The organism is Escherichia sp. E4930 (assembly GCF_005845405.1).
GTDB lineage: Bacteria > Pseudomonadota > Gammaproteobacteria > Enterobacterales > Enterobacteriaceae > Escherichia.
Map to the genome: position 1 here is coordinate 80,416 of NZ_VCDZ01000005.1, position 22,199 is coordinate 102,614.

The following is a 22,199-nucleotide window of genomic DNA, read 5'->3' on the forward strand; positions in this document are numbered from 1 at the left end:
AACGCACCTGATTGTGTAAACCAAGTGCGTTGATCGAACAAATTACTCACCCGCCAGCGCGCGCGGGAACAGCACATTGTTTTCCAGACTGATGTGATCCATCAGGTCATCAATCAGTTCATTAATACCGTTATACATCGCTTTCCAGGTGGTGCAGGCTTCCGGCGGCGGTGTGACGTTATTGGTAGTGTGTTTGATTACTTCCAGCAGTTCACCCGCTTCATCGTGCTCGCTTTCCATCACGCTGATTGGCCCCATTGCCTGGCTGCCCATGCCTTGTTTGATCATCGGGAAGAGGATCTGCTCTTCTTTCATCATGTGGCTGGAAAGCTCTTCATGCAGCATAGTCAGGTATTTTGTCAGCCCTTTTGGCACGCTCGGTTTGTCGGCGTGAACGCGCTCTACTTTGGTAGCTTGCAGGATCAGCTCCGGCAGTTGCTCGCGGTGACGATCGTGGTAGCGCACGATGATATGGTCGATGATTTCTGCCAGCGGCGCGCTGCGCCAGTCTTTCTCAATCGGTTGTTCAGCAAGCTTTGCCAGCTCAGCTTCAATGACCTCAACATCCAGCTCTTTACGTGCCGCCGCACGCGCCAGCGTTTGCTTACCGCCACAGCAGTAATCCATATCATATTTACGAAACAGAGCCGAAGCGCGAGGAATAGAGAGCGCCAGTTCACCTAAAGGTTGGTCGCGATAAGCCATAGCTGATACCTCATTCTTAATAATATAAGATGTATTTTAAATGCATCTTTAAGGCAAAAGCTATAACCCTTACGTAGCAGAGGCTTATTTAACTCACTGCCAGCATGTCAACTTTCTGAGACAGATTCAGTTAAAGGTTTTTCTGGTTTTGCTCTGACTGCAATGACCACGCCAACCACTAACAGCGCGATACCGCTCAACGTCATCAGCGGTGGCATTTGCTGGCGGAGTAAAAAGGTGTACAGTAAACCTGCCAGCGTTTCGAAAACAATCAGCGGCCCGAGAATCACTGTCGGTAATCGCTGGCTGGCGACGTTCCAGCAGAGTGCACCGACCCATGAGCAAAGCACGGCAATCGCAATCATCAGGCTAATAAACACCAGCGGACGGGGACCAAAAGGTAGGGAGAAGTCCGGCGTTTGCGTATTCAGCCAGTAACAAGCGACAACATAGCCGATGAGAGAAACCGGCAGCGTGACCAGCGCCTGCGCCGTCGCCCACATCATCGGATGTTTGTCGGGGTTTTCCCGCAGCCAGCGGGCGTTGCGCAGGGCATACCACGCCCAACAGACTACAGAGACTGACGCCAGCACGATGCCTGAGGTATAACGTGCCCAGTCAAAATCGGGGAGTCCGTGGTTTAACTCAGCAATATTCACACACGCCAGGCCGATGCCAATACAAACCAGCGCCGGGGCGAGTTTCCCCCATGCGAGTTTGCCGTCGCGCTGGCTGTACAGCAGATTGGCGAAGACAGGAATAACCACCGGCAGGGTGCCAATAATCATCGTGGAAACAGGCGCGCCGGTACGTTGAATGGCACTGGCGAGACAGAAGTAATAGATGAGGTTGCCCATCATGGTGAGCATCAAGGCGGTAAGCCAGTCGCGACGCGCCAACTGACGCAGACGCACGCGCCCCAGCCAGGCAATGGGCAGCGCAATTAACCCTAACGCCAGATAACGCCCCATCGACTGCAACATCGCCGGGTATTCCGGTACGATCAACGGCCCGACAAAAATAAGCCCCCACATCAACCCTGCTAACAGGGCGTACAGCACGCCGCTAATCATTACTGGCATCCATTGGTCTGTCAGAAGAAATATTCAGGGAACAGACGTGGTCGTTCCCGGCATCCCGTCATTATCAGAGAGGATGCGGGAGGATGCCACTTTAATTAACTAGTTATTAACATTAACCGGACGTCGCGAGTAACGCCGCTGGGCGAGCAGGTGAGCGAAAAGGTTGCTGTACTGGCGGACTGGATTGAGTTGAATTTGCCCGAGGTGTTGGCGGTGCGAGATGAACGAGCGACATAACTGCCGGATGCGCAGCGCTTATCCGGTCTACGGTGCATGGTTTGTAGGGCGGATAAGATGCGTCAGCATCGCATCCGCCAATAAATGCCGGATGCGCTGCGCTTATCCGGCCTACGGTTCATAGCTTGTAGGGCGGATAAGATGCGCCAGCATCGCATCCGCCAGGAAGAGCCGGATGCGCTTATCCGGTCTACGGTTCATGGCTTGTAGGGCGGATAAGATGCGTCAGCATCGCATCCGCCAATAAATGCCGGATGCGGTTGATCATTTATAGGCCGAAAAAGAAGTGTTTTACTTACTCAAATCCACCTGATAAATCGCAAAGCCGATATCATCGGTCGCGACTTTATTCATCGGATACTGCCCTTTCTCTTTAATAAATGCTGCGGCTTTATCTGACGGGGAAGTTTCGAAACGGATATCCAGTTTCTTATCGCCAGCAATCGGCGCTAGGCGCCAGTTGTTATCTGCCGCCGGGTGGATTTCTCCCGCACGTTTCGACTCATCAGCAATCCACGCTGCCAGTACCGAGCGGTTCTCATCCGGTGAAGCAAAGGCAATATGGCTATCACCTGTTCCGGCAAATTTGCCGCCGTAAGCGCGATAGTTATTGGTGGCAACGAGGAACATGGCGTTCGGATCAATGGGTTTACCGTTAAAGGTCAGGTTCTTAATCCTTTCAGCATTGGCATTAACCACCTGACATTCTCCGTCATAGCGGGCGGGCTGGGTAACATCAATCTGATAATTCACGCCATCAATCACATCAAAGTTATAGGTGCGGAAACCATCCCAGTTGATCAACGACTGTGGTTGAGTACTGTTAGGATCAATCTGGTTAAACTGCCCGGCGGAGCACTCCAGCCACTCTTTCACCTCTTTACCGCTGGCTTTCACCACGATAAGCGTATTGGGATAGAGATAGAGATCGGCGGCATTACGGAAGGTCAACTGGCCTTTTTCCACTTCGACATAGCTGGCAGGGTCGTTCTTACGCCCACCGACTTTAAACGGCGCGGCAGCAGAGAGCACGGGCAGTTTTGCCAGGTCCGGATCGCCCTGGATGTAATGTTCGACATACGCTTTTTGCGCGTTGTTCACCACCTGCACGGTCGGATCATCCTGCACCAGCGCCAGATAGCTATACATATTGTCGGCAGATTTACCGATCGGTTTGCTGACAAACTGGCGTGTGGCGTCGTGATCGGCCTTTAGCGTTTCTACCAGTTGGCTGTCTTCTGCGACGAGAGATTTTTTATTGGTGATATCGTAAATAGGCCGTGCTTCGGCTTTGGCCTGCGTCACCTGCCATTTCCCGCTGTCATTATTGAGTTGCAGATCAACCACGCCCAGATGATCGCCCCACATGCCAGGCATTACCGCCGGAACGCCGTTCAGCGTACCTTTGGCAATATCCGCGCCTTTAATATCGGCAAAATCTTTACTCGGGAAGACGGCGTGAGCATGGCCAAACATAATGGCGTCAACGCCCGGAATTTCACTGAGATAATAAACCGAGTTTTCCGCCATCACTTTATACGGATCGGCAGACAAACCAGAATGAGCCAGAACGACAACAATATCGGCCCCTTTCTCGCGCATTTCTGGTACGTACTTGCGCACTGTTTCAGTAATATCGTTAACGGTGACTTTGCCGGATAAATTGGCTTTATCCCAGCTCATAATCTGCGGTGGCACGACGCCGATGTAGCCAATCTTCAGTGTCTGTTTTTTCCCGTCTTTATCGACCACTTCGGTGTCTTTAATTAAATACGGCGTAAACATCGGCTGTTTGGTCTTAGCGTCAATGACGTTGGCGTTTATATAAGGGAATTTCGCCCCTGCCAGCGCATTTTTCAGGTAATCCAGACCGTAGTTAAATTCATGATTGCCGAGTGTGCCGACCGTATAATCCAGCGTATTCAGCGCCTTATAAACCGGATGAACATCACCTGCTTTTAATCCTTTCGCCGACATGTAATCTGCCAGCGGACTCCCCTGAATCAAATCGCCGTTATCGACCAGCACGCTGTTTTTCACTGCATTACGCGCGTCATTAATCAGACTCGCAGTACGAACCAGTCCGAATTTTTCTGTGGCGGAGTCTTTGTAATAATCGAAATCCATCATATTGCTATGCAAATCAGAGGTTTCCATTATGCGGAGATCGACTGTTGCTGCATTCACACTGGCGGCAATCAGCGTAGCAAGGAGCGTTGCACTAAACTTAACCATCTGGGCATCCTTTTATGAATGAGTAGATGAAACGTCTTTCATACAGAGCGTTGAAGGATGCCATAAATAATAAATCAGGAAACGATGACGCCATCACAGTTGGCGGATTCTTTAACGATAGGGTATAAGTAAAACAACGAGTTAACACCACTGAAACAAAAGAGGTGGAGAATGTTAGAACAAGTATGTCAACTCGCACGGATTGCGGGCGATGCCATTATGCAGGTCTACGACGGGACGAAACCGATGGACGTCGTCAGCAAAGCGGATAACTCACCGGTGACAGCGGCGGACATTGCCGCGCATACCGTAATCATGGACGGTTTACGTACGCTGACGCCGGATATTCCGGTTCTGTCTGAAGAAGATCCTCCCGGCTGGGAAGTCCGTCAGCACTGGCAACGTTACTGGCTGGTGGACCCGCTGGATGGCACTAAAGAGTTTATTAAACGTAACGGTGAATTCACCGTTAATATTGCGCTCATCGACCACGGAAAACCGATTTTAGGTGTGGTGTATGCGCCAGTAATGAACGTAATGTACAGTGCGGCAGAAGGCAAAGCCTGGAAAGAAGAGTGCGGCGTGCGCAAGCAGATTCAGGTTCGCGATGCGCGGCCGCCGCTGGTGGTCATTAGCCGATCCCATGCGGATGCAGAGCTGAAAGAGTATCTGCAACAGCTTGGCGAACATCAGACGACGTCCATTGGCTCTTCGCTGAAATTCTGTCTGGTGGCGGAAGGGCAGGCGCAGCTCTACCCACGTTTCGGACCAACCAATATTTGGGACACTGCCGCCGGCCACGCTGTTGCTGCCGCAGCCGGAGCGCACGTACACGATTGGCAGGGTAAACCGCTGGATTATACCCCGCGTGAATCGTTCCTGAATCCAGGATTCAGAGTTTCTATTTATTGAGCAACTTATGCAGCAAGTCCATCACTTGCTGCACCTCTTCCTGGGTGAGCGCTCCGTCCTTCGCCCATTGCACACGGCCGTCTTTATCGAGCACGGCAATGGCAGAACTCTCTTCATCCAACTGCCAGGCGCCGCGCGCGACGCCGTTGCTATCGACAATAAACTGCGACCACGGATAAAGCTTTTTATTACTTTCCAGACTGCTGCGCACAAACATGCCGGAACCCGGAATTGCGTCATCTGTGTTGACAATGGTGGTGGTCTGGTAGCGATCGTGCGGCAACTTCGCCGATTTAATCGCTTCTATCAGCGTCGCGTTTTTCTCTTTGGCTGACGTACGACCAGCAATATGTTGTAGCACTCGCACTTTTCCCGCTAACTGCGCGCTGTTCCAGGTTTTGTAGCTAAACTGATCTTTATCAAGCACCAACTCGCCACGATCGGTAATGCCAATCGGCGGTACTCGCTGGCCGGTTTCGAACTGATGTGCGGAGGCCATCATCGGCAGCAGCAGGCAGGTGAGGGCCAGAATCTTGCGTAGAGTCATGGTGTTTCCTTCTTATGATATGCAGGTGATCCGACCACTTGGGTCTGACTTTTAATCATATGTGCTATTTATCGAAAATCCCGCAAGTGTGATGCCAGTTTGCGGACAAGCGCACAAATCATATGAAAAATGAATGCTTATACTAAAGATTCTGATTAGGCGAAAAGATAATTCTGAATAATTGTAACGTTACGGTAAAAAAACTCATACAGGCTGGAAACATTACCGCAGTAGTCTATAGTCATTAGGCATTAAAATTTGCGCCTCATAATAGTTGGACCGATTGTGGTACCGCAAAGGCGTAATACTCAGCAGGAGACAACAATGAAAATTTTCCAACGGTACAACCCACTGCAAGTGGCGAAGTACGTGAAGATCCTGTTTCGTGGACGGTTATACATCAAGGATGTTGGCGCTTTTGAATTTGATAAGGGTAAAATTCTTATCCCAAAAGTGAAGGATAAACTGCATTTATCAGTGATGTCCGAAGTAAACCGTCAGGTTATGCGTCTGCAAACAGAGATGGCTTAACCAAAGTGCTATGCAGTAATAAGACGGCTCCTGATTCAGGAGCCGTTGATGTTTCTGAGGTTATGCGACGTTTTCTTCTTTATCTTTGTCTTTATCTTTAGCGTCAGTCAGTTTTGGCGAAAGGACGGTGGCTTTGCTGTCGATCCGCGTTACCAGCAGCTGGTCGATGCGGTAGTTATCGATATCCACCACTTCAAATTTGTAGCCGGCGAATTTCACCGAATCAGTGCGTTTGGGGATCTTACGCAGCATAAACATCATAAAGCCGCCAATGGTTTCGTAATTGCCTGACTGCGGGAACTCGTCAATATCCAGTACACGCATCACGTCATCAATCGGTGTTCCACCATCGATTAGCCATGAGTTCTCATCACGCGCCACAATCTGCTCTTCCAGACCCTGACCAACCAGATCGCCCATCAGTGTGGTCATCACGTCGTTGAGGGTGATTATCCCCACCACCAGCGCGTATTCATTCATGATTACTGCAAAGTCTTCGCCCGCAGTTTTAAAACTTTCCAGCGCCTCAGAAAGGGTCAGCGTGTCTGGCACGATCAGCGTGTTGCGAATTTGGACGCCACTGTTCAGCGCCAGGCTTTGATTGGCCAGCACGCGGTTAAGCAGATCTTTCGAATCCACATAGCCGATGATGTGGTCGATATCTTCAGTACAGACGAGGAATTTTGAGTGCGGATGTTCCGCCACTTTATTCTTCAGACTTTGCTCGTCTTCGTGGAGATCGAACCAGATGACGTTCTCACGCGGAGTCATAGACGACGGGACAGTACGGGATTCAAGCTCGAACACGTTTTCAATCAGTTCATGCTCTTGTTTACGTAATACCCCCGCCAGCGCCCCCGCTTCTACTACCGCGTAAATATCATCAGAAGTGATGTCATCCTTGCGCACCATCGGCAGTTTAAAGATACGGAAGATCATGTTCGCCAGGCCGTTGAAGAACCACACCAGCGGGGTGCAGACGTACAGGCAGAAGCGCATCGGGTTGATGATACGCAAAGCCACAGCTTCTGGCGCAATCATACCGATGCGTTTCGGGGTTAAATCCGCAAACAGGATAAACATGCCAGTCACTAACGAGAAAGAGAGAATAAAGCTCAGTTGCTCAGAGAGCTCTGCCGACATATAGCGGGAGAACAGGCTGTTAAAAGCCGGGGAGAACGCTGCATCACCGACGATACCGCCGAGAATCGCCACTGCGTTCAGACCGATTTGTACCACGGTAAAGAACATGCCGGGATTTTCCTGCATATTCATAACGCGTTGGGCATTTATATTGCCTTCATCAGCCAGCAGTTTAAGTTTGATTTTGCGTGAGGCGGCAAGCGAGATCTCAGACATCGAGAAGAACGCACTTACAGCGATCAAGCAGAGTATGACTAAAATACTGTTTAACATATCTTATCTAACCGTTCAGGTCAGATCCTCGGAAGGGGAAGTTGATTAATTTGTGTGAAATACACATTGAAAGCCGATTCGAAGAGAGTGAACCGGCATTTTCAGAGGCTAGTATAGCGTAAGGTACTGTAAAGTCGCCAGAGGGTTAAATTTTTGTCTCATTTCACTTTGGGGCCACCTTTTAATACTACACTTCAGGCGGCAGACAAACGCCTATTCCGCCAATTCCGCAATAGCCATAAGGGTTTTTATGTAGATACTGTTGGTGGTCATCTTCGGCATAATAGAACGGTGTGGCGTTAGCAATCTCGGTGGTTATCTGGCGATCGTCATCGGCGGCGAGCATTGCGGCCTGAAAACGTTCCAGACTTGCGCGGGCGGCGGCATCCTGTTCTGGCGTCAGCGGGTAAATCGCGGAACGGTACTGCGTGCCGTGATCATTACCTTGACGCATCCCTTGTGCAGGATCGTGGTTTTCCCAGAAAACCTGCAACAGTTGTTCATAGCTGATTACCGACGGATCGTAAACCACTCGCACCGCTTCGGCGTGGCCGGTCTCACCGGAACACACTTCCCGATAAGTCGGGTTTGGCGTGTAACCGCCAGTGTAGCCTGCGGCAGTGCTGTAAACACCGGGAAGTTGCCAGAAAAGGCGTTCAACGCCCCAGAAACAGCCCATCGCAAAAATGGCGATCTCCATTCCCTCAGGCACATTTGTCATTGAGTGACCGTTGACCGCATGCAGCGTAGCTACGGGCATCGGGGTATTCCGTCCAGGAAGGGCATCGGTGGGGGAAACCAGATGCTTTTTATCAAATAAACTCATGGTGTCGTTCTCCCGAAAGTCGGTCATAGGGGTTTAGGTTGTAACAAGGGACGTATTTGCACACAATAACCCCCGTGAATGGGTCTAAAGTAAAACATAAGTAATATTTGGGGTTTAGTCTGCTTTTTAATCCATATTGCTGGATTATTGTTAAGCCGTTTAACGGAGTTCCAGGGGCAGGAATAAAGGATATTCAGGAGAAAATGTGCGCTATATCCGACAGTTATGCTGTGTAAGCTTACTCTGCTTTAGTGGTTCTGCCATCGCCGCGAATGTCCGTCTACAGGTGGAAGGGTTATCGGGACAGCTGGAAAAAAACGTTCGTGCACAGCTTTCTACGATTCAAAGTGATGAAGTGACGCCAGACCGGCGCTTTCGCGCACGTGTTGATGACGCCATTCGGGAAGGTCTAAAAGCACTGGGCTATTACCAGCCAACAATTGAATTTGATCTCCAGCCACCGCCAAAGAAAGGACGGCAGGTGCTGGTTGCTAAAGTTACACCGGGTGTACCCGTATTGATTGGCGGCACCGATGTTGTCTTGCGCGGCGGTGCGCGAACCGATAAAGACTATTTGAAGTTGCTGGATACTCGCCCGGCTATAGGTACGGTGCTAAACCAGGGCGATTATGAAAATTTCAAAAAGTCCTTAACCAGCATTGCGTTGCGTAAAGGTTATTTCGATAGCGAATTTACCAAAGCGCAGCTGGGCATTGCGCTCGGCCTGCATAAAGCCTTCTGGGATATTGATTACAACAGTGGCGAACGTTACCGCTTTGGGCATGTCACTTTTGAAGGTTCGCAAATTCGCGACGAGTACCTGCAAAACCTGGTACCGTTCAAAGAAGGCGATGAATACGAGTCAAAAGATCTGGCGGAACTGAACCGTCGCCTTTCCGCGACTGGCTGGTTTAATTCGGTGGTAGTGGCGCCGCAATTTGATAAAGCGCGCGAAACGAAAGTATTACCGTTGACGGGCGTGGTTTCGCCGCGAACAGAAAACACCATCGAAACCGGGGTCGGTTACTCTACGGACGTGGGACCGCGCGTGAAAGCGACGTGGAAAAAGCCGTGGATGAACTCATACGGTCACAGTCTGACTACCAGTACCAGTATTTCCGCGCCGGAACAGACCCTCGACTTCAGCTATAAAATGCCGCTGCTGAAGAATCCGTTAGAACAATATTATTTGGTGCAGGGCGGTTTTAAGCGTACTGACCTGAATGACACCGAATCCGATTCCACTACCCTGGTCGCTTCCCGCTACTGGGATCTTTCCAGCGGCTGGCAGCGCGCCATTAACCTACGCTGGAGTCTCGACCACTTTACTCAGGGTGAAATTACTAACACCACAATGCTGTTTTATCCAGGTGTGATGATTAGCCGGACGCGATCACGCGGCGGCCTGATGCCGACCTGGGGCGACTCGCAACGCTACTCTATCGACTATTCCAACACAGCCTGGGGATCGGATGTCGATTTCTCCGTTTTCCAGGCACAGAACGTCTGGATCCGCACACTGTACGATCGCCATCGCTTTGTTACGCGCGGCACGTTGGGCTGGATTGAAACCGGTGACTTCGACAAAGTACCGCCGGATCTGCGTTTCTTCGCCGGGGGCGACCGCAGTATTCGCGGCTATAAATACAAATCTATTGCGCCGAAATATGACAATGGTGACCTGAAAGGGGCATCAAAGCTAATTACCGGATCACTGGAGTACCAGTACAACGTGACCGGAAAATGGTGGGGCGCGGTGTTTGTCGATAGCGGTGAAGCGGTGAGTGATATTCGCCGCAGCGACTTCAAAACCGGCACCGGGGTTGGCGTGCGCTGGGAATCGCCGGTCGGGCCGATCAAGCTCGATTTTGCCGTACCGGTCGCGGATAAAGATGAGCACGGGTTACAGTTTTACATCGGTCTGGGGCCAGAATTATGAGTTTATGGAAAAAAATCAGCCTCGGCGCGGTTATCGTCATCTTATTACTGCTGGGCTCGGTGGCATTTCTGGTCGGCACCACCAGCGGCTTGCATCTGGTATTTAAAGCGGCGGATCGCTGGGTGCCAGGGCTGGACATTGGCAAGGTCACTGGCGGCTGGCGCGACCTTACCCTGTCTGACGTTCGTTATGAGCAGCCAGGTGTGGCGGTAAAAGCGGGCAATCTGCATCTGGCCGTTGGGCTGGATTGTCTGTGGAACAGCAGCGTTTGTGTTAACGATCTGGCGCTGAAAGATATTCAGGTCAACATCGACAGCAAAAAAATGCCTCCTTCTGAGCAGGTTGAAGAAGAGGAAGATAGCGGGCCGCTGGATCTCTCCACGCCGTATCCCATCACTCTGACGCGCGTGGCGCTGGATAACGTCAACATCAAAATTGATGACACTACGGTGTCGGTGATGGACTTCACCTCCGGCCTGAACTGGCAGGAGAAAACCCTGACCCTGAAACCGACGTTGCTGAAAGGCTTGCTGATTGCCTTGCCGAAAGTGGCGGACGTGGCGCAGGAAGAAGTGGTCGAACCGAAGATTGAAAATCCGCAGCCGGATGAAAAGCCGCTCGGCGAAACGCTGAAAGATCTCTTTTCTCGCCCGGTATTGCCGGAAATGACCGACGTGCATTTGCCGCTCAACCTGAACATTGAAGAGTTTAAAGGCGAGCAACTGCGCGTGACAGGCGACACGGATATCACCGTGAGCACCATGCTGCTGAAAGTGAGCAGCATCGACGGCAATACCAAACTGGATGCGCTGGATATTGACTCTAACCAGGGGATTGTCAATGCCAGCGGTACGGCACAATTGTCCAACAACTGGCCGGTGGATATCACCCTCAACAGCACTTTGAATGTGGAGCCGTTGAAAGGTGAAAAGGTGAAGCTGAAAGTGGGCGGCGCGCTGCGCGAACAGCTGGAGATAGGCGTTAACCTTTCCGGCCCGGTGGATATGGATTTACGCGCCCAGACGCGGCTGGCGGAAGCTGGATTACCGCTCAACGTGGAAGTGAACAGTAAACAACTTTACTGGCCGTTCACTGGTGAGAAGCAATATCAGGCGGATGACCTGAAACTGAAACTCACCGGCAAAATGACCGATTACACGCTGTCTATGCGTACGGCGGTGAAAGGGCAGGAGATCCCGCCAGCGACCATTACCCTTGATGCGAAAGGGAATGAACAGCAGGTCAATCTCGATAAACTCACCGTTGCGGCGCTGGAAGGAAAAACCGAGCTGAAGGCGCTGCTCGACTGGCAGCAGGCCATTAGTTGGCGCGGCGAATTGACGTTCAACGGCATTAATACGGCGAAAGAGTTCCCGGATTGGCCATCGAAACTCAATGGTTTGATCAAAACGCGCGGTAGCCTGTACGGCGGCACCTGGCAGATGGACGTGCCAGAGTTGAAGCTGACCGGCAACGTCAAACAGAACAAAGTGAACGTTGAGGGAACGCTGAAAGGCAACAGTTATATGCAGTGGATGATCCCAGGTCTGCATCTGGAACTGGGGCCAAACAGTGCCGAAGTGAAAGGCGAGCTGGGGGTGAAAGATCTCAATCTTGACGCCACGATCAACGCGCCTGGTCTGGATAACGCGCTGCCAGGACTTGGCGGTACAGCGAAAGGGCTGGTGAAAGTTCGCGGTACGGTGGAAGCGCCGCAGTTGCTGGCGGATATCACCGCGCGCGGCTTGCGCTGGCAGGAACTTTCTGTGTCGCAGGTTCGCGTGGAAGGTGACATCAAATCCACCGATCAGATTGCGGGTAAACTCGACGTGCGCGTTGAGCAAATCTCGCAACCGGATGTGAATATCAACCTCGTTACTCTGAATGCGAAAGGCAGCGAAAAGCAGCACGAGTTACAGTTGCGGATTCAGGGCGAACCGGTTTCCGGGCAGCTTAATCTGGCAGGTAGCTTTGATCGCAAAGAAGAACGCTGGAAGGGAACACTTAGCAATACGCGCTTCCAGACGCCGGTCGGACCGTGGTCGCTGACGCGTGATATCGCGCTGGACTACCGCAATCAGGAGCAAAAAATCAGCATTGGGCCACACTGCTGGCTTAACCCGAATGCGGAACTGTGCGTGCCGCAAACCATTGATGCCGGGGCTGAAGGGCGTGCGGTGGTGAATCTCAACCGCTTCGACCTGGCCATGCTGAAACCGTTTATGCCGGAAACTACTCAGGCCAGCGGTATCTTCACGGGTAAAGCAGACGTTGCCTGGGACACCACCAAAGAGGGGCTGCCGCAGGGCAGTATCACTCTTTCGGGGCGTAACGTGCAGGTGACGCAAACCGTCAACGATGCGGCGCTACCGGTGGCGTTTCAGACGCTGAACCTATCGGCAGAGCTGCGGAATAATCGCGCTGAGCTGGGCTGGACCATCCGTCTGACCAATAACGGCCAGTTTGATGGTCAGGTGCAGGTGACCGATCCGCAAGGCCGCCGGAATCTTGGCGGCAACGTCAACATCCGCAATTTTAACCTCGCAATGGTGAACCCCATCTTTACGCGTGGTGAAAAAGCCGCGGGGATGGTGAGCGCTAACCTACGTCTGGGCGGTGATGTGCAAAGCCCGCAATTGTTTGGTCAGCTACAGGTCACGGGCGTGGATATCGACGGCAACTTTATGCCATTTGATATGCAGCCGAGTCAGCTTGCGGTCAATTTTAACGGTATGCGCTCGACGCTTGCGGGGACCGTGAGGACTCAGCAGGGTGACATCTACCTGAACGGTGATGCTGACTGGAGCCAGATTGAAAACTGGCGGGCGCGGGTAACGGCGAAAGGCAGTAAGGTCCGGATCACCGTACCACCGATGGTGCGAATGGATGTGTCGCCTGACATCGTATTCGAAGCGACACCAAGCCTGTTTACCCTTGATGGTCGCGTGGATGTACCGTGGGCGCGCATTGTGGTGCACGATCTGCCGGAAAGTGCGGTGGGTGTCTCAAGCGATGTGGTGATGCTCAACGATAACCTGCAACCGGAGGAGACGAAAACCGCGTCAATTCCGATCAACAGCAACCTGATTGTCCACGTCGGCAATAACGTGCGCATTGATGCCTTTGGCCTGAAGGCGCGGCTGACGGGCGATCTCAACGTCGTACAGGACAAACAAGGCCTGGGCCTGAACGGGCAAATTAACATCCCTGAAGGGCGCTTCCATGCATATGGCCAGGATCTGATTGTGCGCAAAGGCGAGCTGCTGTTCTCTGGTCCACCGGATCAACCGTATCTCAATATCGAAGCCATTCGTAACCCGGATGCAACAGAAGATGACGTAATCGCTGGTGTTCGTGTCACCGGGCTGGCGGATGAGCCGAAAGCGGAGATCTTCTCTGACCCGGCGATGTCACAACAGGCTGCATTGTCTTACTTGTTGCGTGGACAAGGGCTGGAGAGCGATCAGAGCGACAGCGCGGCGATGACTTCGATGCTGATTGGTCTGGGGGTTGCGCAAAGTGGTCAGATTGTGGGTAAAATCGGCGAGACATTTGGTGTAAGTAATTTAGCGCTCGACACCGAAGGGGTAGGTGATTCTTCCCAGGTGGTGGTCAGCGGCTATGTATTACCAGGCTTACAAGTGAAATACGGCGTGGGGATATTTGACTCTATAGCAACACTCACGTTACGTTATCGCCTGATGCCGAAGCTATATCTGGAAGCCGTGTCTGGTGTAGATCAGGCACTGGATTTGCTCTATCAGTTCGAGTTTTAGCTATGCGAATATTTGTCTACGGCAGTTTACGTCACAAACAAGGCAACAGCCACTGGATGACAAATGCCCAGTTGCTGGGCGATTTCAGTATCGATAACTACCAGTTGTATAGCCTGGGCCACTATCCAGGCGCAGTTCCGGGAAACGGAACGGTACATGGTGAAGTTTATCGTATTGACAACGCCACGCTGGCCGAACTTGATGCCTTGCGCACCAGGGGCGGTGAATACGCGCGCCAGTTGATTCAGACGCCGTACGGGAGTGCATGGATGTACGTTTATCAACGACCCGTCGATGGATTAACGCTGATTGAAAGCGGCGACTGGTTAGACAGGGATCAGTCATAATATAAACACGCCACCTTCGGGTGGCGTTGTTTTTTGCGATGTATCTCGCGATTTTTTTGTAACTTTCACATCTTTTGCTTTTCTCTCCGAGCCGCTTTCCATATCTGCAATCGCATAAAAAACTCTGCTGGCGTTCACAAATGTGCAGGGGTAAAACGGGGGCACGCTTTGAACGGTGAGTATGAGTGAGGTCGGCTAACTTCCAGCAAGTGGCTATGAACAGCAAAATGGTGGTCGAGTTTAGCTTGTTCTTACCGTTCAAGCCTTGCAACCGCTAAGAATAATGATAGGGGAATAGAGAGTTTATTTATCGCGGGCATAAAAAAACCCTTACTAACCGAAGCCCGGCGTTCAGGGTTATTGCGCTATACTCGTCATACTTCAAGTTGCATGTGCTGCGACTTGAATTATTTAGAGTATATAAGAACTTATTTATTCTTTGCGCGCTCGAAGGAAGCAACGATTTCAGCTTTAGCGGCTTCAGCGTTTTCCCAACCTTCAACTTTCACCCACTTGCCTTTTTCGAGGTCTTTGTAGTGCTCGAAGAAGTGAGCGATCTGAGCTTTCAGCAGCTCCGGCAGATCGTTAACGTCTTTGATGTGATCGTATTCTTTGCTCAGTTTGCTGTGCGGAACAGCAACCAGTTTCGCATCTTCACCAGCTTCGTCGGTCATTTTCAGAACGCCAACCGGACGGCAACGGATCACAGAACCCGGCTGCAGCGGGTACGGAGTCGGGACCAGAACGTCAACCGGGTCACCGTCCAGAGACAGAGTGTGGTTGATATAGCCGTAGTTGCACGGATAGAACATCGCGGTGGACATGAAGCGGTCAACGAACAGTGCGCCGCTCTCTTTGTCGATTTCGTATTTGATCGGATCAGCGTTAGCCGGGATTTCGATAACAACGTAGATGTCTTCCGGCAGATCTTTACCCGCAGGGACGTTGAGTAAGCTCATGTCTGTTTCCTTTAAAATATGTGGCAAACAAGTGCCGAGTATTATAGCCAACTCGCGCCGAATGTCTTCGCTTGTTTTCGCCCTCATTTTCCTTTTTCGCCAGTTTTAAGACGGTTCGCAGAGCTGGAAAATCCATAACCGTAGCCGCATTTTTCATAGTGATATGAAAGCGATTACAAACTTGTGATTAACGATGTATTTACTTTTTTGAAGTGTGATGTAACGCAATCTGTTACAGAACCAATTGTCTATAGTTTTTTCGCGAACATCTTTTCACCAATAATAATCACCCCGACGAGGACAACCCTATGTGGAAACGCTTACTTGTAGTCTCTGCAGTCTCGGCAGCCATGTCGTCTATGGCGTTGGCCGCTCCTTTAACCGTAGGATTTTCGCAGGTTGGATCCGAATCCGGCTGGCGCGCAGCAGAAACTAATGTGGCGAAAAGTGAGGCCGAAAAACGCGGTATCACACTGAAAATTGCCGATGGTCAGCAAAAGCAGGAAAACCAGATTAAAGCAGTGCGTTCCTTTGTCGCGCAGGGGGTAGATGCCATCTTTATCGCCCCGGTGGTTGCAACGGGTTGGGAACCTGTTTTGAAAGAAGCAAAGGAAGCCGAAATTCCGGTCTTTTTGCTTGACCGTTCCATCGACGTGAAAGACAAATCTCTCTATATGACCACCGTCACCGCCGACAACATCCTCGAAGGCAAGTTGATCGGTGACTGGCTGGTCAAAGAGGTCAATGGCAAACCGTGTAACGTGGTTGAGTTACAGGGCACCGTTGGGGCCAGCGTCGCCATTGACCGTAAGAAAGGCTTTGCTGAAGCCATTAAGAATGCGCCAAATATCAAAATTATCCGCTCGCAGTCCGGTGACTTCACCCGCAGTAAAGGCAAAGAAGTCATGGAGAGCTTTATCAAAGCGGAAAACAACGGCAAAAACATCTGCATGGTTTACGCTCATAACGACGACATGGTGATTGGCGCAATTCAGGCAATTAAAGAAGCTGGCCTGAAACCGGGCAAAGATATCCTGACAGGCTCTATCGACGGCGTGCCGGACATCTACAAAGCGATGATTGATGGCGAAGCGAACGCCAGCGTTGAACTGACGCCAAACATGGCGGGACCCGCCTTTGACGCGCTGGAGAAATATAAAAAAGACGGCACCATGCCTGAAAAGCTGACGCTGACCAAGTCCACCCTTTACCTGCCTGATACCGCAAAAGAAGAGTTAGAGAAGAAGAAAAACATGGGGTATTGAGACGTATCAGGCATTAATGCCTGATACCGACTCGTAGGCCGGATAAGGCATTTACGCCGCATCCGGCAGTTGTGCACTGGTGGCTGATGCGACGCTGGCGCGTCTTATCAGGCCTGGCTGGAGCACGCTTTACTTCGGGGGAAACCATGACGACCGACCAACACCAGGAAATCCTCCGCACCGAAGGATTAAGCAAATTTTTCCCTGGCGTCAAAGCGTTAGATAACGTTGATTTCAGCCTGCGCCGTGGTGAAATCATGGCGCTACTCGGTGAAAACGGAGCTGGTAAATCAACGTTAATCAAAGCACTTACCGGCGTTTACCATGCCGATCGCGGCACCATCTGGCTGGAAGGTCAGGTTATTTCACCGAAAAACACCGCCCACGCACAGCAGCTCGGCATCGGCACTGTCTATCAGGAAGTTAACCTGCTACCCAATATGTCGGTCGCTGATAATCTATTCATCGGCCGCGAACCTAAGCGTTTCGGCCTGCTACGACGTAAAGAGATGGAAAAGCGCGCCACCGAACTGATGGCATCTTACGGTTTCTCCCTCGACGTGCGTGAACCGCTCAACCGCTTTTCAGTCGCGATGCAGCAAATCGTCGCCATTTGTCGGGCCATCGATCTCTCCGCCAAAGTGCTGATCCTCGATGAACCCACCGCCAGTCTCGACACTCAGGAAGTAGAGTTGCTGTTTGGCCTGATGCGCCAGCTGCGCGATCGCGGCGTCAGCCTGATCTTCGTTACTCACTTTCTCGATCAGGTCTATCAGGTCAGCGATCGGATCACCGTCTTACGCAACGGCAGCTTTGTTGGCTGTCGGGAAACCCGCGAGCTGCCACAAATCGAACTGGTGAAAATGATGCTGGGGCGTGAGCTGGATACTCATGCGCTACAGCGTGCCGGAAGAACATTGCTTAGTGACAATCCTGTTGCAGCATTTAAAGGTTACGGCAAGAAAGGAACGATCGCGCCGTTTGATCTGGAAGTACGTCCCGGTGAGATCGTCGGTCTGGCAGGTCTGCTGGGATCAGGACGTACCGAAACCGCCGAAGTGATCTTCGGTATCAAACCAGCCGATAGCGGCACGGCGTTGATCAAAGGCAAACCGCAAACCCTGCAATCGCCACATCAGGCTTCGGTACTGGGCATCGGCTTTTGCCCGGAAGACAGGAAAACCGATGGCATTATCGCCGCCGCCTCGGTGCGGGAAAATATCATCCTCGCTCTCCAGGCCCAGCGCGGCTGGCTACGGCCGATTTCCCGTAAAGAACAGCAAGAGATTGCCGAACGCTTTATCCGCCAGCTTGGCATTCGTACGCCTTCCAGCGAACAACCGATTGAATTTCTCTCCGGCGGCAATCAGCAAAAAGTGTTGCTCTCACGCTGGCTGCTGACTCGTCCGCAATTTCTGATCCTCGATGAACCAACGCGTGGCATTGACGTTGGCGCCCATGCCGAGATCATTCGCCTGATTGAAACGCTGTGCGCTGACGGTCTGGCGCTGCTGGTGATCTCCTCCGAACTGGAAGAACTGGTGGGCTATGCCGATCGGGTGATTATCATGCGCGATCGCAAACAGGTGGCGGAGATCCCGCTGGCAGAGCTTTCCGTTCCGGCGATCATGAACGCCATTGCGGCGTAAGGAGAACAGTGTGATGCCTCAATCTCTCCCGGATACCGCGTCGTCGAAAAAGCGCTTTCGCTGGCCGACGGGGATGCCGCAGTTGGTGGCGCTGTTGCTGGTGCTGGTGGTCGACAGCCTGGTGGCACCGCATTTCTGGCAGGTTGTGCTTCAGGATGGCCGCCTGTTCGGTAGCCCCATCGACATTCTTAATCGCTCCGCTCCCGTTGCGTTACTGGCGATTGGTATGACGCTGGTGATCGCCACCGGTGGCATCGATCTCTCTGTGGGGGCGGTGATGGCTATCGCCGGAGCCACAACGGCTGCGATGACGGTCGCGGGGTTCAGCCTGCCAATTGTTTTGTTAAGCGCCCTGGGTACCGGCATTCTGGCTGGATTGTGGAACGGCATACTGGTGGCGATCCTCAAAATTCAGCCGTTTGTTGCCACTTTGATCCTGATGGTCGCCGGACGTGGTGTTGCGCAATTGATTACCTCCGGGCAGATCGTCACGTTCAACTCGCCGGATCTCTCATGGTTCGGCAGCGGATCGCTATTGTTCCTGCCAACGCCGGTCATTATCGCTGTGCTGACGCTTCTCTTCTTCTGGCTGTTGACCCGCAAAACGGCGCTGGGGATGTTTATTGAAGCCGTTGGCATCAACATTCGGGCGGCAAAAAATGCCGGAGTCAACACACGAATCATCGTCATGCTCACTTATGTGTTGAGCGGGCTGTGTGCGGCGATCGCGGGCATTATCGTGGCGGCGGATATTCGCGGTGCCGATGCCAACAACGCCGGATTATGGCTGGAGTTGGACGCCATTCTCGCGGTGGTGATTGGCGGTGGATCGCTGATGGGTGGGCGCTTTAACCTGCTGCTCTCGGTGGTGGGGGCGCTGATTATTCAGGGGATGAACACCGGAATTTTACTCTCGGGCTTTCCGCCAGAGATGAACCAGGTGGTGAAAGCGGTGGTGGTGCTTTGCGTGCTGATTGTCCAGTCGCAACGCTTTATCAGTCTGATTAAAGGAGTGCGTAGCCGTGATAAAACGTAACCTGCCGCTTATGATCACCATCGGCGTCTTTGTGCTGGGCTATCTCTACTGCCTGACGCAGTTTCCCGGTTTTGCTTCCACGCGCGTGATCTGCAATATCCTGACCGATAATGCCTTTCTTGGCATCATTGCCGTCGGTATGACCTTTGTGATCCTCTCCGGCGGGATCGATCTCTCCGTCGGTTCGGTGATCGCCTTTACCGGCGTGTTTCTGGCAAAAGTGATTGGCGATTTCGGCCTCTCGCCGCTGCTGGCGTTTCCACTGGTGCTGGTGATGGGCTGTGCCTTCGGCGCATTTATGGGGCTTCTGATCGACGCTCTGAAGATCCCGGCGTTCATCATTACCCTGGCGGGAATGTTCTTTTTGCGCGGCGTCAGCTATCTCGTTTCGGAAGAGTCGATCCCGATAAACCATCCAATTTATGACACGCTTTCAAGCCTGGCGTGGAAAATCCCCGGCGGTGGTCGCTTAAGCGCGATGGGGCTGCTGATGCTGGCGGTGGTGGTTATCGGCATATTCCTCGCGCATCGTACGCGTTTTGGTAATCAGGTATACGCCATTGGCGGCAACGCAACGTCGGCAAACCTGATGGGAATTTCTACTCGCAGCACTACTATTCGCATTTATATGCTCTCTACCGGATTGGCGACACTGGCAGGAATTGTCTTCTCGATTTATACCCAGGCCGGATACGCCCTGGCGGGTGTAGGTGTGGAACTGGACGCTATCGCGTCGGTGGTGATTGGCGGTACACTTTTGAGCGGTGGCGTTGGAACGGTATTAGGGACGCTTTTTGGTGTGGCGATTCAGGGACTGATCCAGACTTACATAAACTTTGACGGCACGCTGAGCTCATGGTGGACGAAAATCGCCATCGGCATTTTGTTATTCATTTTTATTGCCTTACAGCGTGGGTTAACGGTGTTGTGGGAGAATCGTCAGAGTTCGCCAGTAATAAGAGTGAGTCCGGAAATTAGACTAAAAGAATAAATTTAACTGATATATAAGGATATTTTTATGTGGGCAAAGGAAGGCGAGGATTTAAGTACAACATGCAAAAACTGTGGTGTGGCTGTTTTACCACCTGACGATTATTGTAAAAGTTGTGCGGATAAAAAACTTACGGGAATTGGCGGTTGGTTGTATTTACCTGCTATTTCTTTAGTGCTGGTGATTATTTCGAGCATCTATTCTTTTATACAAACATGGGGGCTTGTTCAGGGCAATCAGGAAGAACCGCTCAGAACTCTGCTGTATCTGGAAGTGGTTGGATTTGCCATGGTATTTCTGTTGGTAAGTTATACTACTTTTTTGTTTTTTAAAAAGAAACGCCAGCTTCCGCACTACTATATTGCCCTTCTTCTGTCTCTCTTCGTATTTAATGTTGCTGATATTTGGGGAGCAGTACAGTTTCTTCATGCCACAATTGAGCCTTTAGACGCATGGGGTGTGCTGAAAAATATCATTCATATGGCGATCTGGATTCCCTATTTCCGTGTCTCTAAACGAGTCAAATTAACCTTTGTTAATTGAGGCTTGAAAACGCCGGACTGCTCCGGCGTTTACTCATTTACGCGTCCGGGAACTCACGGATAAAGCGTTCGACATCTTCAACCATATGGTCGTTGCCGACGAAGAACGAACGGCGCTGGTGCAGGGTTTCCGGGATGATATCCAGAATACGCTCTTTGCCATCGCTCGCTTTACCGCCCGCTTGTTCCGCCAGGAATGCCATCGGGTTGCACTCATACAGCAAACGCAGTTTACCGTCCGGGTGGCTGGCAGTGCTTGGGTAGAGATAAATGCCGCCTTTCAGCAGGTTACGGTGGAAATCCGCGACCAGCGAGCCGATATAACGTGAGGTATACGGACGGTTGGTAGATTTATCTTCTTCCTGGCAGAATTTAATGTACTTCTTCACCCCGTTCGGAAACTTAATGTAGTTCCCTTCGTTGATAGAGTAGGTTTTTCCTTTCTCCGGGAAGCGCATCCGTTCCTGGCACAGGCAGAAAACGCCGAGCGAAGGATCGTAAGTAAAGGCGTGAACACCGCATCCGGTGGTGTAAACCAGCATGGTAGAGGAGCCGTATACCACGTAACCTGCAGCAACCTGTTTGTTACCAGGCTGGAGGAAATCTTCTTCCGTTACCGGCGTGCCGACCGGTGTAACGCGACGGTAAATGGAGAAAATGGTACCGACAGAGACGTTAACATCGATGTTGGACGAGCCATCCAGCGGATCCATCAGCACAACGTATTTTGCGTGTTCACAACCTTCAAAGACGACAATCTCATCTTCTTCTTCGGATGCAATGCCCGCAACAATATCGCGTGCTTTCAGTGCGGCTTTCAGTTTTTCATTAGCGAACAAGTCGAGTTTTTGTTGAACCTCGCCCTGCACGTTCTCAGCACCGCTGGCACCCAGGATATCAACCAGTCCAGCTTTGTTGATATCGCGATGAATAATCTTGGCGCCCAGTTTTATTGCCGATAGCAAAGCAGTGAGCTCACCGGTAGCATGAGAAAACTCGTGCTGCTTTTCGACAATAAATTCACCTAACGTTTTCATAAAACTTTCCCTGCAATGTTTATGGAGTAAAGCGACCGCAATAATCTTAACAAATAATCTCAATGTTGCGCTCAGGTGAATCGCGCCAGCAAATTACGGATTATCCTGAAATGCGTTTCTCTGTTGCCCGACATATGCGTAAAATGAACGGTAGATTAAAAAAGGAT

The 22,199-nt window shown here is 51.6% G+C and carries 18 protein-coding genes and 2 pseudogenes; 11 read left to right on the forward strand and 9 right to left on the reverse strand.

Features of this window, described 5'->3' with window-relative positions; genetic code table 11:
• Positions 1–42 precede the first annotated feature (42 nt).
• Both ytfE and FFT88_RS09405 read right to left on the reverse strand, forming a co-directional pair.
• A complete protein-coding gene (gene ytfE, locus FFT88_RS09400) occupies positions 43–705 on the reverse strand; it encodes an iron-sulfur cluster repair protein YtfE (protein WP_000331456.1) in 663 nt (220 codons plus the stop codon).
• A gap of 107 nt (positions 706–812) precedes the next feature.
• Positions 813–1,778 carry a DMT family transporter gene (locus FFT88_RS09405; RefSeq protein ID WP_135405724.1) on the reverse strand — a complete coding sequence of 322 codons (966 nt, stop codon included), beginning with the start codon at positions 1,776–1,778 and terminating at the stop codon, positions 813–815.
• A gap of 138 nt (positions 1,779–1,916) precedes the next feature.
• Between FFT88_RS09405 and FFT88_RS09410 the strand changes: the two are divergent.
• Positions 1,917–2,024 (forward strand): annotated as a pseudogene (locus tag FFT88_RS09410) (transcriptional regulator); the annotation flags it as partial.
• Between the two features lie 291 nt (positions 2,025–2,315).
• Here FFT88_RS09410 and cpdB read toward each other — a convergent pair.
• Positions 2,316–4,259 carry a 2',3'-cyclic-nucleotide 2'-phosphodiesterase gene (gene cpdB / locus FFT88_RS09415; RefSeq protein WP_135405713.1) on the reverse strand — a complete coding sequence of 648 codons (1,944 nt, stop codon included), beginning with the start codon at positions 4,257–4,259 and terminating at the stop codon, positions 2,316–2,318.
• A gap of 171 nt (positions 4,260–4,430) precedes the next feature.
• Here cpdB and cysQ point away from each other — a divergent pair, with 171 nt between their 5' ends.
• Positions 4,431–5,171: a 3'(2'),5'-bisphosphate nucleotidase CysQ gene (cysQ, locus tag FFT88_RS09420; protein ID WP_130206045.1), complete on the forward strand. Its 741-nt coding sequence runs from the start codon at positions 4,431–4,433 to the stop codon at positions 5,169–5,171.
• Here cysQ and FFT88_RS09425 read toward each other — a convergent pair.
• A complete protein-coding gene (locus FFT88_RS09425; protein ID WP_064525852.1) occupies positions 5,161–5,718 on the reverse strand; it encodes a YtfJ family protein in 558 nt (185 codons plus the stop codon). The two genes, cysQ and FFT88_RS09425, sit on opposite strands and share 11 nt — an antisense overlap.
• Positions 5,719–6,042: 324 nt before the next feature.
• Here FFT88_RS09425 and FFT88_RS09430 point away from each other — a divergent pair, with 324 nt between their 5' ends.
• Entirely contained in the window at positions 6,043–6,249 is a 207-nt protein-coding gene (locus tag FFT88_RS09430; RefSeq protein WP_000689228.1) for a DUF1107 domain-containing protein, read from the forward strand.
• A 60-nt stretch (positions 6,250–6,309) separates the two neighbouring features.
• On the opposite strand, the gene FFT88_RS09435 is transcribed toward FFT88_RS09430, so the two are convergent.
• Together FFT88_RS09435 and msrA are read right to left on the reverse strand one after the other, a co-directional pair.
• A complete protein-coding gene (locus tag FFT88_RS09435) occupies positions 6,310–7,665 on the reverse strand; it encodes a hemolysin family protein (RefSeq protein ID WP_130206047.1) in 1,356 nt (451 codons plus the stop codon).
• A gap of 187 nt (positions 7,666–7,852) precedes the next feature.
• Positions 7,853–8,491 carry a peptide-methionine (S)-S-oxide reductase MsrA gene (gene msrA, locus FFT88_RS09440; RefSeq protein WP_135385114.1) on the reverse strand — a complete coding sequence of 213 codons (639 nt, stop codon included), beginning with the start codon at positions 8,489–8,491 and terminating at the stop codon, positions 7,853–7,855.
• 205 nt (positions 8,492–8,696) lie between these two features.
• On the opposite strand from msrA, the gene tamA reads away from it, so the two are divergent.
• The 3 genes from tamA to FFT88_RS09455 are packed head-to-tail and all read left to right on the forward strand — an operon-like array spanning position 8,697 to position 14,553.
• Complete coding sequence (gene tamA, locus FFT88_RS09445; protein ID WP_130221754.1) at positions 8,697–10,430, forward strand: autotransporter assembly complex protein TamA; 1,734 nt, start codon at positions 8,697–8,699, stop codon at positions 10,428–10,430.
• Complete coding sequence (gene tamB, locus FFT88_RS09450; RefSeq protein WP_135405714.1) at positions 10,427–14,206, forward strand: autotransporter assembly complex protein TamB; 3,780 nt, start codon at positions 10,427–10,429, stop codon at positions 14,204–14,206. The genes tamA and tamB overlap by 4 nt, the downstream gene beginning before the upstream one ends.
• Before the next feature lie 2 nt (positions 14,207–14,208).
• Positions 14,209–14,553, forward strand: coding sequence for a gamma-glutamylcyclotransferase (locus tag FFT88_RS09455; protein ID WP_130206055.1), 345 nt, complete (start codon positions 14,209–14,211; stop codon positions 14,551–14,553).
• A gap of 307 nt (positions 14,554–14,860) precedes the next feature.
• Here the strand turns inward: FFT88_RS09455 and FFT88_RS25585 are convergent.
• Together FFT88_RS25585 and ppa are read right to left on the reverse strand one after the other, a co-directional pair.
• A pseudogene (locus FFT88_RS25585) lies at positions 14,861–14,977 on the reverse strand (hypothetical protein); the annotation flags it as partial.
• Between the two features lie 4 nt (positions 14,978–14,981).
• Complete coding sequence (gene ppa / locus FFT88_RS09465) at positions 14,982–15,512, reverse strand: inorganic diphosphatase (protein WP_000055075.1); 531 nt, start codon at positions 15,510–15,512, stop codon at positions 14,982–14,984.
• A 308-nt stretch (positions 15,513–15,820) separates the two neighbouring features.
• Between ppa and ytfQ the strand changes: the two genes are divergently transcribed.
• From ytfQ to FFT88_RS09490, 5 genes are all read left to right on the forward strand, one after another.
• Positions 15,821–16,777 carry a galactofuranose ABC transporter substrate-binding protein YtfQ gene (ytfQ, locus tag FFT88_RS09470; RefSeq protein WP_064525873.1) on the forward strand — a complete coding sequence of 319 codons (957 nt, stop codon included), beginning with the start codon at positions 15,821–15,823 and terminating at the stop codon, positions 16,775–16,777.
• Positions 16,778–16,923: 146 nt separating this feature from the next.
• A complete protein-coding gene (ytfR, locus tag FFT88_RS09475; RefSeq protein ID WP_135405716.1) occupies positions 16,924–18,426 on the forward strand; it encodes a galactofuranose ABC transporter, ATP-binding protein YtfR in 1,503 nt (500 codons plus the stop codon).
• A 13-nt stretch (positions 18,427–18,439) separates the two neighbouring features.
• The gene (ytfT, locus tag FFT88_RS09480) at positions 18,440–19,462 is read left to right on the forward strand and encodes a galactofuranose ABC transporter, ATP-binding protein YtfT (RefSeq protein WP_135405717.1); all 1,023 of its coding nucleotides are present in this window, start codon (positions 18,440–18,442) and stop codon (positions 19,460–19,462) included.
• Positions 19,449–20,453, forward strand: a complete 1,005-nt coding sequence (yjfF, locus tag FFT88_RS09485; protein ID WP_130221748.1) for a galactofuranose ABC transporter, permease protein YjfF — start codon at positions 19,449–19,451, stop codon at positions 20,451–20,453. The genes ytfT and yjfF overlap by 14 nt, the downstream gene beginning before the upstream one ends.
• A 27-nt stretch (positions 20,454–20,480) precedes the next feature.
• Positions 20,481–20,996 (forward strand): DUF2569 domain-containing protein, encoded by a 516-nt coding sequence (locus FFT88_RS09490; RefSeq protein ID WP_130221747.1) that lies wholly within the window; start codon positions 20,481–20,483, stop codon positions 20,994–20,996.
• A gap of 37 nt (positions 20,997–21,033) precedes the next feature.
• Here the strand turns inward: FFT88_RS09490 and fbp are convergent, their stop codons facing one another.
• Positions 21,034–22,032 carry a class 1 fructose-bisphosphatase gene (gene fbp / locus FFT88_RS09495; RefSeq protein WP_000853753.1) on the reverse strand — a complete coding sequence of 333 codons (999 nt, stop codon included), beginning with the start codon at positions 22,030–22,032 and terminating at the stop codon, positions 21,034–21,036.
• Between the last annotated feature and the right edge of the window lie 167 nt (positions 22,033–22,199).

Excerpts from the sequence above, each read along its gene's own strand:
- ytfE (WP_000331456.1), bottom strand. The coding sequence starts at position 705 with ATGGCTTATCGCGACCAACCTTTAGGTGAACTGGCGCTCTCTATTCCT.
- FFT88_RS09405 (WP_135405724.1), bottom strand. The coding sequence starts at position 1,778 with ATGATTAGCGGCGTGCTGTACGCCCTGTTAGCAGGGTTGATGTGGGGG.
- cpdB (WP_135405713.1), bottom strand. The coding sequence starts at position 4,259 with ATGGTTAAGTTTAGTGCAACGCTCCTTGCTACGCTGATTGCCGCCAGT.
- cysQ (WP_130206045.1), top strand. The coding sequence starts at position 4,431 with ATGTTAGAACAAGTATGTCAACTCGCACGGATTGCGGGCGATGCCATT.
- FFT88_RS09425 (WP_064525852.1), bottom strand. The coding sequence starts at position 5,718 with ATGACTCTACGCAAGATTCTGGCCCTCACCTGCCTGCTGCTGCCGATG.
- FFT88_RS09430 (WP_000689228.1), top strand. The coding sequence starts at position 6,043 with ATGAAAATTTTCCAACGGTACAACCCACTGCAAGTGGCGAAGTACGTG.
- FFT88_RS09435 (WP_130206047.1), bottom strand. The coding sequence starts at position 7,665 with ATGTTAAACAGTATTTTAGTCATACTCTGCTTGATCGCTGTAAGTGCG.
- msrA (WP_135385114.1), bottom strand. The coding sequence starts at position 8,491 with ATGAGTTTATTTGATAAAAAGCATCTGGTTTCCCCCACCGATGCCCTT.
- tamB (WP_135405714.1), top strand. The coding sequence starts at position 10,427 with ATGAGTTTATGGAAAAAAATCAGCCTCGGCGCGGTTATCGTCATCTTA.
- FFT88_RS09455 (WP_130206055.1), top strand. The coding sequence starts at position 14,209 with ATGCGAATATTTGTCTACGGCAGTTTACGTCACAAACAAGGCAACAGC.
- ppa (WP_000055075.1), bottom strand. The coding sequence starts at position 15,512 with ATGAGCTTACTCAACGTCCCTGCGGGTAAAGATCTGCCGGAAGACATC.
- ytfQ (WP_064525873.1), top strand. The coding sequence starts at position 15,821 with ATGTGGAAACGCTTACTTGTAGTCTCTGCAGTCTCGGCAGCCATGTCG.
- ytfR (WP_135405716.1), top strand. The coding sequence starts at position 16,924 with ATGACGACCGACCAACACCAGGAAATCCTCCGCACCGAAGGATTAAGC.
- ytfT (WP_135405717.1), top strand. The coding sequence starts at position 18,440 with ATGCCTCAATCTCTCCCGGATACCGCGTCGTCGAAAAAGCGCTTTCGC.
- FFT88_RS09490 (WP_130221747.1), top strand. The coding sequence starts at position 20,481 with ATGTGGGCAAAGGAAGGCGAGGATTTAAGTACAACATGCAAAAACTGT.
- fbp (WP_000853753.1), bottom strand. The coding sequence starts at position 22,032 with ATGAAAACGTTAGGTGAATTTATTGTCGAAAAGCAGCACGAGTTTTCT.